Raw genomic sequence first — 9910 nt, 5'->3', positions numbered from 1 at the left:
CGTTCATGGGCATTCTCTGCCTTGCCGCTACACTCGATTGGATCAAGCGATGACACGCCCTAGTCGAGGTGGCTGTATGGGCCGCGTGAGCCAATGCGGACAGGTCCGCATTGGCCGTGTAGGTAGAGGGTTCAGACAACCTTCTTCGTGCGGCGACCCTTGGCAGGCGCAGTCACTTCGTCGGAGGTCGCAGCCGCCTTGGCAGCAGCGCGCTTCGGCTTAGCGGCAGCGGCATCATTCGCAGCAGTCTCCTCTGGAGCGATCTCGACACTGGCCGAGCCCTTCCTGCGCTGCTGGCCGAGCCCCATGGTCTTAGCAAGCTCGGACCGCGCCTTGGCGTAGTTCGGCGCAACCATCGGATAGTCGGCTGGCAGGCTCCACTTGGTGCGGTACTGCTCAGGGGTCATATCATAGGTCGTGCGGAGATGGCGCTTGAGCGACTTGAACGACTTTCCATCTTCCAGGCAGATGATGGCATCTGGAGTGATGGACTTCCGCACCGAGACAGCAGGCACCAACTCGGCCTTGGGTTCCTCTTTCTGACCTTGTGCAGTCTTCGTGAGGGCAGCGTAGACGGAGTTGAGCAGCGACGGGAGGTCTGCGGCGGGAACGGAGTTGTTGCTGACATAGGCTGAGACGATATCAGCACAGAGTTCGATGTAGTTCGGAGCGATTGCGCTCTCACTCATAGTTTTCGTGTCCTCGGCTGCACTGGGACTGATTGGGAAAGTGACCAGAACAGACTTCGTTCTGGCCAGATCAGCAGGAACGGCCCGTGCAGCACAGTGAATACCCGCGATCTGCGCCGCAGATATGCACTAAATCGATTTTTGGCAAACGTTTTTGGAGAACTATTTCGGGAGAACGAAATTTTTATTGTTGATGCTCCTGGCTGAGCTCTGTGTAAGCGATTACAGCTTCGGCTAATCCATTGGGCGATCAAACTGGTTGCCTCCCCTTATCTATGAGGGCTGGCGTAGTGCCGCGTTTTGGTGCTATTCCTCAGTCTTTCCAATGCCTTGTCGGGCGCAAGGATCACATAAAGGATCACATAGTTGTGTTCCTACCCGCCCGAAGTTCCAACGCCCCCGTCTGCGGACGAGGTAACGTGTTTCAGAAGAAATTATGCCGTGTAAGGCAAGTCGCCCCACCTGGGTCAGTTCCTGCCGGTGATGAAAGAATGGTGAGCCGAACGAAGGGGCGTAGCTTCCCGTTGTTAGGGCATGCGCCACTTGGCGCGGATAAGACAATGGAGGAAGACATGCTTGATAAGCATCTCGCATTGGCTCTTCTCGGTACGATCCTAATCTCGGCCCCGGCGCTGTCCCAGACCAACCAGCCCGCAGGCTCGACCACGGCTCCTCCTGCTGGTTCAACGGCAGCACCTTCGGCGGGCGACCCCAGCTTCGGCGCGAATGAACCAGCCCGCATGAACACCGGTAACTGGATGACCCAGGAGCAGCCGGGGCAATGGCGCGCCTCCAAGCTCGAAGGCTTGAATGTCTACAACCAGAACAACGAGAAGATCGGCGACATCAGCGAACTGCTCGTGGACAGCAGCGGCAAGGTCCAGGCCGTGGTCGTGGGGGTCGGCGGGTTCCTCGGCCTCGGTGAACGGGACGTGGCGATCCCGTTCGAGCAGATCAAGCTCGTGAACGAGCCTCGTACCGTTGCGACCACAGCTACCACGACCGATCCGAATGCCCCGGTTGCTCCAAGACCTACCGCGACAGCCCCAGCCGCTCCGGGAACGGTCAGTCCGACAGCGCCGACCACTACCGGCACGGTGGCGACGGATCGGTCCGCCGACAATGCGGCCCACTCGGCTCCGGATCATGCGATACTGACGACGAATTTGACCAAGGATCAGCTAAAGGCGGCTCCCGAGTTCAAATACGCCCGCTGAGACGATCAATCCTGCCAGGGAGGGGCCGCGAGGCCCCTTTCGCTACATTGCGGGTGTCGCGGAGGCGCATTGAGCCATGCTCTGCGCTGACAGTCGAGCGCAGCGCTTATTGAATGATCTCGACGATCCGACCAGTGCGTGGATCAACCAACACCGTTCGGTCGTTCACAACCGAATAGCGATAGGGATTGCGAAGGCCGACGCTGGCCGGGAGCGGTGAAAGCCGTGCGCGCGGGGGGCGCGGGTTGCCCCACTGCCACCGGTTCGGCGACCTGGATCGAGGGGCTCCGCTGCGCAGCCACATAAGTGCGCACCCGCCGCGCCTCCTCAGCGGTCAGAATGCCTCCCACCGCTGCACCCGCCACACCGCCGACAGCCGCCCCGACTGGACCACCCACAACAGCGCCTATCACAGCCCCGCCCGCGACTCCGGAGGCAAAACCAGTTCCCGCATCACTCTGGCAAGCGACCAATGGAAGCGCACAAAGGGAAACTGCCAAGGCAGCTTTGAGTGGATGATGGTCCATGAGAAGTGCCTTCGACAGGATAAATGGCAACGCTGTGAAGCTTGACCGGTTCCCTACCGTTCAACTCACATTCTGATCGACCGAGTAGGCTAAGCTCGTCAGCCATGGTCTTCACATAGGTTAAACTATCCTGGAACGGTGCTCCCAGCCTTGACGTTAGAAGGGGTGCGGGGCCGACCAACCACTCTGAGTGTCCTGGAGGGCTCATATGGTGAACGCGTCCAGTATCAGCAGCCAACTTAATCCCGATAGTAAGGAGCCTAAGTCTCCGGAGTGTCCCCCAGACAGCAAGCTGCCCGAGAACTCGCAGGAGAAACTCGATGCACGGCTCGACCATGCCATCGAGGAGACCTTCCCAACCAGCGATCCGGTTTCTGTAACCATAACCAAAGGCCCTGCGCCTGATCACTCTGATCAGGAAACCCATTCCTCGAAGGCGGATGATCAGCAGGGCCAACGGGAGCAGGGCTCAACCGAGCAGGTTCTGGATCAGGTACGGGAGGCGCTCAACGACATTTCCGAGAGTGCCTCTGAAGCCGCTGGAACCATGTACAACCGAGGCCAGCGCTACGTTCGGCAAACAGGCGAGCACTATCCTCAGGCTCAGCACTACGTTCGGGAGGGGCAAAGGCTGGTCACCCGTTACACGACCGGGAACCCACTCCTTTCGCTCTTCGCCGCTGGAGCCCTCGGCTACGCGTTGGCTTGGATGATCCATAGCGAAAGGCGAACCCAAAGCAGGCACGTGCCGGATTACGCCAGAACCAGACACGGCTATGCTTCGCAGGGGGACACGTAACTCAAGGCGTGATGTGCCTACCCGCGATCATGGAGGAAGTGAGGTCGCCCAACCGCTGTTAAGGAGGATGTGATGGCACAAGCTGATACGACAACCCACACCGGTGCATCGGGAGCCATGACCGGCAAACCCCTGATCGAGAGTGATCGGGTAGAAGGGACCGCCGTGTACGATCCGCAAGGCAACCACCTTGGCTCGATCAAACGCATGATGATCGAGAAGATCAGCGGCAAGGTCGCCTATGCCGTGATGTCGTTCGGCGGCTTTCTTGGGATAGGTGAGGACGAGCACACCATCCCATGGAGCAAGCTGACCTATGACACTGGCTTGGGTGGCTACCGCACGGATATTACCGAAGAACAGCTACGCGGAGCCCCGAGCTTCTACCGGGATCGTGACGACTACGACTGGTCGGACCGGGAGCGTGAGCGCGAACTGCATGATTACTGGAGAACCCCATACTATTGGGGTATTTGAGCTTCAGGTCAGGCCACTCTCACGGTGCCGTAGAAAGCCAGAGGAGCACTCGGGCTCCTCTGGTCCACATGAATGAGAGAACTGAGGAATACCGGATCGTCCGAAGCCGCATTCAGCTTAGGTGCATCTCTTCGATCACATCCACAAAGCTGTTGGAGGCAGTGTTCAGCATGGCAAAGAACCCGTGGCTCAGCGTCTGGCTGAGTGCCGCAAATTCGTGGGCTGGTGCTGCCCGTGGCTTCTGGACAGCCGAGATGCACCGTCAGCAGAGGGCTATGTTGAGCGAGATGACACGAGCGAAGCCTCGAACCTCGGACAAAACACGCTCATCAAAGAATTCAGCGTCAGGGGCGCGAAGGAAAGCCAAAAGCTGATCTCGGCCATACCTACCTTGTCTCATGTAGCCTTCAATAATCTGGCACGAGCCGGTGCTCGATGAGAGGCGCGTCCATCCGGAACTGCACACCCTGCGCATCGTAGTGAACCTCCACCTAGGCATTGCATTGCATGGGCAAGACCCGCTGAAGCAGGGTCGAGCCAAAGCCTTGATGCTGCGGATTGCTCACGGGTGGACCGCCGAACTCTTGCCATTCCAGATCCGGCACTGCCAAATCAGCAGCTAATTCAACTAGTGAACCAATCAACATGAACCGAGGCACTCGGCTCTCACTGAAGGGCCTGAGTTCGTTGAGTACAATCTCCCGCAGCGGGGCTGTCTGCCAGTAGTCCTCGGTCAGAAGATTGTGGGTTTTCGCCAGCGAGGTGATGCGATTGGCGAAGGAGCGATAGAACTCGTCAAAGCTGCCTGCGGATCGGCCTGTCGCCCCAACGAGTGCCTGCACGGTCGCCAGAGTCTTCTTCACCCGATAGTGAAGCTCTCTGATGAGAAGAGACTGCCGCTTCTCAATCCGGCTGGAGCCCTCCAACCGCTCGTCCCGCTCGGCTATGGCACGGCGCAAGTTCAGTTGCGCCATCACTTGTTGAGCGAGCAACCGGAGCGTGGCGGTCTGGTCCTCAGTCAGGTCCCGTGGAGCATAACCGAGCACACACAGCGCTCCCAGCGGGTACCCATCGAGCGTCCGTAACCCAACACCGGCATAGAACCTCAGGTGCGGTTCCCTGGCGACGAATACATTATGAGCGAACCGGGGGTCTTCGCTCAGGTTTGGAACGATCATGGTTCCAGGCTCAAGCATGTCAGTTAGACAGATCGAGCAATCCAGCGGTGTCTCTTGTACCCCGAGTCCCATCTCGGCCTTGAACCATTGTCTGCGCTCGTCAATGAGGCTGATCAGGTCGACGGGAGCCCGACAGGTACGGGCCGCAAGCTCAGCCAGACCGTCGAACTCAGGCTCTCGTGGCGCGTCCAAAATCCGGTAGCTGCGCAGGACTGCGAGCCGGTTACGTTCGTTCCAGGAAGGAGCCAATTTGTCGTTGGACGCGCGACACTTAACCCTGAAGCCACTTGGGAAAACAGGTTTAGTGTGTCCGGGTTCACCTAAGATTAAGTGCTTCCCCAAGGAACTTTGGGGAGGCAACCAGAGACTGCTGGCAGGCTCGGACCACCACAGCCGGTGGGGCGGGTTTCTCGATCCATGCCAGATGGGGGAGGTCCGCCAGGACGTGGTGTTTTTCCTGATGCCCCGAGTATATCAGGAACGGCACCTCACGGCGGCTTAACTCGGCAGCAACATTGCTGCACGGGCCATCATTCAAGGCTGTATCCAGGATGGCCATCGTTGGTGTTGCGGTTCCCAGCCATTCGAGAGCCGCCGAGCAGGAGGTGAGCGGGCCAGCAACGGCACAGCCAGCGTCCTGCAACTCGTCCTGGAGGTCGAGCGCAATCAAGGCTTCGTCCTCCAAGATAAGAACGAGCGGCCTGCTGTGCGCGAGTTCGGTCATCCGGCGAGCCTCAGCCATTAGGTGTGAATCTTACCTGAATGGGCAGGCTTGACCATAACCTGTGTTAACCCACCGGCTTGTCAGGTGGCCAGAGCCGCTTTGGTCACATCATCAGGACCAAGGTCGGCCTCACCCGTGAGGTCCAGAGCGGAAGCCAGCTTTGATCTCGCCCTGTTAACCCGACTTTTGACCGTTCCGACCGCCACTTGGCACACCGCCGCAGCTTCCTCGTAGCTCAGACCCTGCGCTCCGACCAACAACAGAGCTTCCCTCTGGTCTACGGGGAGCATCGCCAAGGCTGAACGAAAGTCCTCGAAGTCGAGATGACTCTGTTGGTCCGGATAGGCTTTGAGACGTGCGGCGAAGGCCCCATCCGCGTCCTCCACTTCCCGTTTGTATTTGCGGTACTCGGAGTGGAAGAGATTGCGCAGGATCGTAAACAGCCACGCATTGAGGTTGGTGCCGCGCTCGAATTTGTCGGTATTGGCCCAGGCGCGCAGGATGGTGTCCTGAACCAGATCATCCGCACGTTCCCGATTGTTGGTAAGAGACGTGGCAAAGGTGCGTAGGCTCGGGATGGCGGCGAGGAGTTCCTCCCGCAGAGATTTTTCAACACCCATACGAGAGCGTCTCTGACCGTGCCTCAATCCGGTCGACCAGCCTCTCCAATCCTGGAGGAAGGGGCCGTTGGAGAAGGTCTGCATACATCTGACGCAAGGTTGCGCCAATCCGCTCCTGCGCCTCCGACTGCATGTTGGTCCAAAGACTATCGCCTCGCCATGCGTGAGGCACGATAATGAGATGACCTTCCGGCCAGTCCTCAGGCTCTGCCAAGCTTATGGACATTCCCAACCTGATCCCTCTCTTTCTGGAGGTGGGAAGTCAACCAAGATGGGGCTCTGCCGTTCCAGGCCAGCCCTCACGTTTTGTTAACTTGTGTTTATTTTCCCGCTGCAACAAAGTAGTAGGAACGAGAACAGCTTGGCCACGTTGCTTCCAGCATCACATAGGAGGCGGAAATGCCAAAGTTCGGAACACTGCTTGTTGCGTTGGTAAAGCCTTGCAGCGCCCTGACGGTGGCTCTGATCCTCCCGGTGGCAATCGGTAGCGTACCGGCGCAAGCGCAGGGTCTCTTCGGCTTCCTCCGCGCCCTGACCCAACCCGCTGCACCGGTCCCGGCACCCCAGCCTTTCGAGTACCAGCCTGAGCCCGTGGTTGAGCAACCCCAGCGCAAAGCTCGTCCACGCCCGAAGCCTGTCGCTGTCGAGCAGTCAGAGATCAAGAAGCCGGTAGAGCCAAAGCCGGTGGGAGAAATACCCAACCCTGTTCCGATGCTGCTGGCCGACAGCACCTTGCGTCCTGGCGACATGGTCATGTTCCCAGATGGGTTGCGCGTCTTCACGGGGAAACCTGGAGGTTCCCACAAGCTCGTGGACTTCAAACCCTTGGCCCAGGCAGGCAGGCACCTGTCCCGTGAGACCCGCAAGCTTGTCGCTCACTTGCTTCCAGCAGAAAACATCGCGTGGAGCACAGATGCAGTCAGGTCTGGCAGCAAGCTCGCGGCCAACACGGATGATGTCACCATCACTGGGAGCGTGAACAGGTCCAATGCCCGGAAGGGGTCAGGCTCGCGATGACGCTACCCTATAGTTGAGCAATTGTGGTAGTAGAGAGATTGACCAGCGTGACGCTTTGAGGCGTCCTCGCCCTTAGGTGGCATCCCCACCATTAACTCTTCCAGAGCGGAACAGCCTGCACATTGTCAGTCAAAGCATAGAACAGGTGCCAGCCCCATATGTTCTGGTTTGCACCGTTCCCAAGCACTTGGCATCTTGTACGATGACGTTTGAGTTCGGGACTATCGGCTTCTCGGACATCTGAAGCATCAACGCATACCGCTAGTTCTCAAGTCTCACGAGCCTGTCGGCAAGGAACAGCGAGAGTGCGAGCAAGGCTAAAAACGCAAGGGTTCTCATCGTCATCGTTCAGAACCGCTGACATGTCCCATAGCTTACAGCCATATCGTCAGGTTTTTGGGTGTTGCTCACCGGCCCAAGTATTTGAGCGCGATTGAAGCGATGATTGTCAAGGCTGAAGACCATGAAATAGGTTTTCTCGACGCACTGAAGGACATTGCGAGAGTTGAATGGCTTCGAACAGATGTAAGGCTCTTCATCGTTTCCAATTTTCACGTTTAAGTTCATGCCATCAAGAACTATTGTGAACTTCCGGGGATTGAAGCCCTGTCTTCGATAGCTTGTCCCATCGTGCGAGAAGCCATTGGCATCCTGCTCGATGCAAGCAAAGACCTGTTTGCCTCCGGTTTGTGCCTGTGCCGAACCGGCTATGACAACGGCCAGTCCAACCGACGCTGCTACTCTCTTCATGATGTGCTCAGGGATTGGAGGTCAGAATTTCTGGCAAGAACCGTAGGTAACGCTCAGAGTATCGCGGTCCGATGTTGAGTCATCATAAAGGGGTCCGTAGTTTTGAGACCGCACGAAATTCAAATTTTTCAAGTTTATTGCGAAGATATTGAAGCCAAACGTGCAGAACAGCTTGTGCGCGTCATATGGCTGTGTGCAGGCGAACGTCCGATTCTGCCCGTTGAGGCTCGCGATTAGCGTATTTCCAGTTACCGAAATTACATATTTTTCAGGCTTATACCCGGTCAGGGAATTTCTGACGCAATGAGGTACGGGTAGGCCGTCAGGCTTGTGAGACGGCCTGTCTTGTTGAGGAGCCGGTTCCAGGCCCGGCAGACGGCCTCCAGCACCGCGTCATAGTCGTCGAGCACGCGGTGCGAGAGATAGCGCTCGCGCGGGTAGAGCCAGACGCGTTCCACAGGGTTCAGCTGGGGTGATGCTGGCGGCAGCGGCAAAAGGGTGATGGTGTCCGGCACATGCAAGGCCCGGGCGTCGTGCCAACCGGCCTGATCGAGCACGAGCACCGCGTGCACACCGGGCTCGAGCTGCTGCGCGAAGTGCTCCAGAAAGATCGTCATCGCGTCGGCATTCACCCGCGGCAGAGCCAGCGCGAAGGTCTCGTCGGTGCCGGGCCGACAGGCGGCAAACAGATACAAGCTCTCGAAGCGCTGATCGACCACACCGGGCGGACGCACGCCACGCTCATACCAGACGCGCGTGGTCCGGCCCTTCTGGCCAAAGCGCGCCTCGTCCTGGCACCAGAGCTGAAGACGCGCCTCAGGGTGCATCGCTGCGAGGACCTGCAGCCGTGACGGGAGTTCCTTTTTTGAACGCCGCTTGTGCGGCCGGACTGCCCTTCGGGTGCGAGGGCCGGGTCTTCTGCCGCGACAGGTTCAGCCGCTTGAGCAGGCACGAGAGCCGCCACTGGCTGTAGCGGACCCCATAGGTTTGTTCGACATGCTCGCACAGGTCGACCAGACGCCAAGCGCTGACCCCATCGCGCTCGGGCTCCGGTCCGTGCAGGATGTGGGCCTTGAGGGCGGCCTGCTGCCCAGGGCTGAGTTGCTCCGGGCGCCCGGAGCGGGGCCGGTCCTGCAGACCGTCCGGTCCCTCGGCATTGAAGCGCTGGATGGCATCGTGCAGGGCCTGGCGCTCCATGCCGGCCAGCCGGGCGGCCTCCGTTCGGGTCATGCCCTCGAGCGCATTGGCGATCGCCAACAGCCGCAGGCTGGCCCGGGTGTCCTTCTCGCGAGCGGCGCGCTGGCGCAAATCCGATGGAGGGTAGTCCTGACGGATCGGGAGCCCGGCCATGGTGGTCTCCTGCAATTGCGCCCCCTGCCATCAGGGAATCATGCCAGCCACATCAATGCAAATCCGGGTCAGCAATTCTCTGGATGGGTATTATAGTGAGCGCGTCGGTATCCACCGGGACTGTCCGAAAAACCGGTCGAGTCCTGATCCATACATGCAAAGACCTGTTTGCCTTCGGTTTGTGCTTGAACTGGACCAGCCATTACAAAGGCCAGCCCAACTGACGCTGCTACTCTCTTCATAAAGTGCCCCCACCCATTGCGTCCATTTTCGTTTGGGTGGCGTGGCGCGGTCAAGGCATGGGTGTGGGGCAATGACTCAAAAAACCATGCCGTGATAGGAGCAACACGACAGGGATTCTGGTTTCTACTTCAGTATCCCCAACAGAACCGGTCCTTATCAGGGCCGGTTTCACCGTCCTGGTGTAAGTACTGGCATGACAGACAGAACCGACAACCAGGGGGCAGCGCAAGATCTGTTCCTGATTATACGCTAAGCTACGGCCTGTTAGTTCTTGAGCCAGTCGATTGCTGCGGCGAGGCAGAGCACGCCCATGAAGGAT

Annotated in this window: 12 protein-coding genes; 4 read left to right on the top strand and 8 right to left on the bottom strand. The window is 58.7% G+C overall.

What is annotated here, in order from left to right; translation table 11 throughout:
* Positions 1 to 131: 131 nt before the first annotated feature.
* Positions 132 to 689: a MucR family transcriptional regulator gene (locus KBI52_RS03800; RefSeq protein WP_210805430.1), complete on the bottom strand. Its 558-nt coding sequence runs from the start codon at positions 687 to 689 to the stop codon at positions 132 to 134.
* A gap of 572 nt (positions 690 to 1261) precedes the next feature.
* Between KBI52_RS03800 and KBI52_RS03795 the strand changes: the two genes are divergently transcribed.
* Positions 1262 to 1906 carry a PRC-barrel domain-containing protein gene (locus KBI52_RS03795; protein ID WP_210805428.1) on the top strand — a complete coding sequence of 215 codons (645 nt, stop codon included), beginning with the start codon at positions 1262 to 1264 and terminating at the stop codon, positions 1904 to 1906.
* Positions 1907 to 2012: 106 nt separating this feature from the next.
* Here KBI52_RS03795 and KBI52_RS33910 read toward each other — a convergent pair whose 3' ends face one another.
* Entirely contained in the window at positions 2013 to 2210 is a 198-nt protein-coding gene (locus KBI52_RS33910) for a DUF1236 domain-containing protein (RefSeq protein ID WP_371823107.1), read from the bottom strand.
* A gap of 431 nt (positions 2211 to 2641) precedes the next feature.
* On the opposite strand from KBI52_RS33910, the gene KBI52_RS33905 reads away from it, so the two are divergent.
* Positions 2642 to 3232, top strand: a complete 591-nt coding sequence (locus tag KBI52_RS33905) for a hypothetical protein (RefSeq protein WP_210805434.1) — start codon at positions 2642 to 2644, stop codon at positions 3230 to 3232.
* Positions 3233 to 3304: 72 nt separating this feature from the next.
* Positions 3305 to 3709, top strand: coding sequence for a PRC-barrel domain-containing protein (locus KBI52_RS03780; RefSeq protein ID WP_210805426.1), 405 nt, complete (start codon positions 3305 to 3307; stop codon positions 3707 to 3709).
* Positions 3710 to 4200: 491 nt separating this feature from the next.
* On the opposite strand, the gene KBI52_RS33655 is transcribed toward KBI52_RS03780, so the two are convergent.
* The 3 genes from KBI52_RS33655 to KBI52_RS03765 all read right to left on the bottom strand — a co-directional run bounded on the left by KBI52_RS33655 (position 4201) and on the right by KBI52_RS03765 (position 6231).
* Positions 4201 to 5136: an HWE histidine kinase domain-containing protein gene (locus KBI52_RS33655; protein ID WP_315974906.1), complete on the bottom strand. Its 936-nt coding sequence runs from the start codon at positions 5134 to 5136 to the stop codon at positions 4201 to 4203.
* A gap of 67 nt (positions 5137 to 5203) precedes the next feature.
* The gene (locus KBI52_RS03770; protein ID WP_210805424.1) at positions 5204 to 5611 is read right to left on the bottom strand and encodes a histidine kinase; all 408 of its coding nucleotides are present in this window, start codon (positions 5609 to 5611) and stop codon (positions 5204 to 5206) included.
* 80 nt (positions 5612 to 5691) lie between these two features.
* The gene (locus tag KBI52_RS03765) at positions 5692 to 6231 is read right to left on the bottom strand and encodes a sigma-70 family RNA polymerase sigma factor (protein WP_210805422.1); all 540 of its coding nucleotides are present in this window, start codon (positions 6229 to 6231) and stop codon (positions 5692 to 5694) included.
* A gap of 399 nt (positions 6232 to 6630) precedes the next feature.
* On the opposite strand from KBI52_RS03765, the gene KBI52_RS03760 reads away from it, so the two are divergent.
* Positions 6631 to 7248: a hypothetical protein gene (locus tag KBI52_RS03760; RefSeq protein WP_210805420.1), complete on the top strand. Its 618-nt coding sequence runs from the start codon at positions 6631 to 6633 to the stop codon at positions 7246 to 7248.
* 348 nt (positions 7249 to 7596) lie between these two features.
* Here KBI52_RS03760 and KBI52_RS03755 read toward each other — a convergent pair whose 3' ends face one another.
* From KBI52_RS03755 to KBI52_RS33385, 3 genes are all read right to left on the bottom strand, one after another.
* Positions 7597 to 7998: a hypothetical protein gene (locus tag KBI52_RS03755; RefSeq protein ID WP_210805418.1), complete on the bottom strand. Its 402-nt coding sequence runs from the start codon at positions 7996 to 7998 to the stop codon at positions 7597 to 7599.
* A 284-nt stretch (positions 7999 to 8282) separates the two neighbouring features.
* Complete coding sequence (locus KBI52_RS33390; RefSeq protein WP_210805416.1) at positions 8283 to 8825, bottom strand: IS630 family transposase; 543 nt, start codon at positions 8823 to 8825, stop codon at positions 8283 to 8285.
* Positions 8815 to 9348 carry an IS630 family transposase gene (locus KBI52_RS33385; protein WP_210805414.1) on the bottom strand — a complete coding sequence of 178 codons (534 nt, stop codon included), beginning with the start codon at positions 9346 to 9348 and terminating at the stop codon, positions 8815 to 8817. The genes KBI52_RS33390 and KBI52_RS33385 overlap by 11 nt, the downstream gene beginning before the upstream one ends.
* Between the last annotated feature and the right edge of the window lie 562 nt (positions 9349 to 9910).

It is taken from the genome of Microvirga sp. HBU67558, assembly GCF_018069605.1.
In the GTDB taxonomy this organism is placed as follows: domain Bacteria; phylum Pseudomonadota; class Alphaproteobacteria; order Rhizobiales; family Beijerinckiaceae; genus Microvirga; species Microvirga terrae.
The sequence above is the reverse complement of the archived record's forward strand: the minus strand, read 5'-3'. Positions and strand labels throughout refer to the sequence as shown.

What these genes read in the sequence shown, in the direction of transcription:
- KBI52_RS33385 (WP_210805414.1), bottom strand. Translation starts at nt 9,348, where the DNA reads ATGGCCGGGCTCCCGATCCGTCAGGACTACCCTCCATCGGATTTGCGC.
- KBI52_RS03760 (WP_210805420.1), top strand. Translation starts at nt 6,631, where the DNA reads ATGCCAAAGTTCGGAACACTGCTTGTTGCGTTGGTAAAGCCTTGCAGC.
- KBI52_RS03755 (WP_210805418.1), bottom strand. Translation starts at nt 7,998, where the DNA reads ATGAAGAGAGTAGCAGCGTCGGTTGGACTGGCCGTTGTCATAGCCGGT.
- KBI52_RS33390 (WP_210805416.1), bottom strand. Translation starts at nt 8,825, where the DNA reads ATGCACCCTGAGGCGCGTCTTCAGCTCTGGTGCCAGGACGAGGCGCGC.
- KBI52_RS03770 (WP_210805424.1), bottom strand. Translation starts at nt 5,611, where the DNA reads ATGACCGAACTCGCGCACAGCAGGCCGCTCGTTCTTATCTTGGAGGAC.
- KBI52_RS03765 (WP_210805422.1), bottom strand. Translation starts at nt 6,231, where the DNA reads ATGGGTGTTGAAAAATCTCTGCGGGAGGAACTCCTCGCCGCCATCCCG.
- KBI52_RS03800 (WP_210805430.1), bottom strand. Translation starts at nt 689, where the DNA reads ATGAGTGAGAGCGCAATCGCTCCGAACTACATCGAACTCTGTGCTGAT.
- KBI52_RS03795 (WP_210805428.1), top strand. Translation starts at nt 1,262, where the DNA reads ATGCTTGATAAGCATCTCGCATTGGCTCTTCTCGGTACGATCCTAATC.
- KBI52_RS03780 (WP_210805426.1), top strand. Translation starts at nt 3,305, where the DNA reads ATGGCACAAGCTGATACGACAACCCACACCGGTGCATCGGGAGCCATG.
- KBI52_RS33905 (WP_210805434.1), top strand. Translation starts at nt 2,642, where the DNA reads ATGGTGAACGCGTCCAGTATCAGCAGCCAACTTAATCCCGATAGTAAG.
- KBI52_RS33910 (WP_371823107.1), bottom strand. Translation starts at nt 2,210, where the DNA reads ATGTGGCTGCGCAGCGGAGCCCCTCGATCCAGGTCGCCGAACCGGTGG.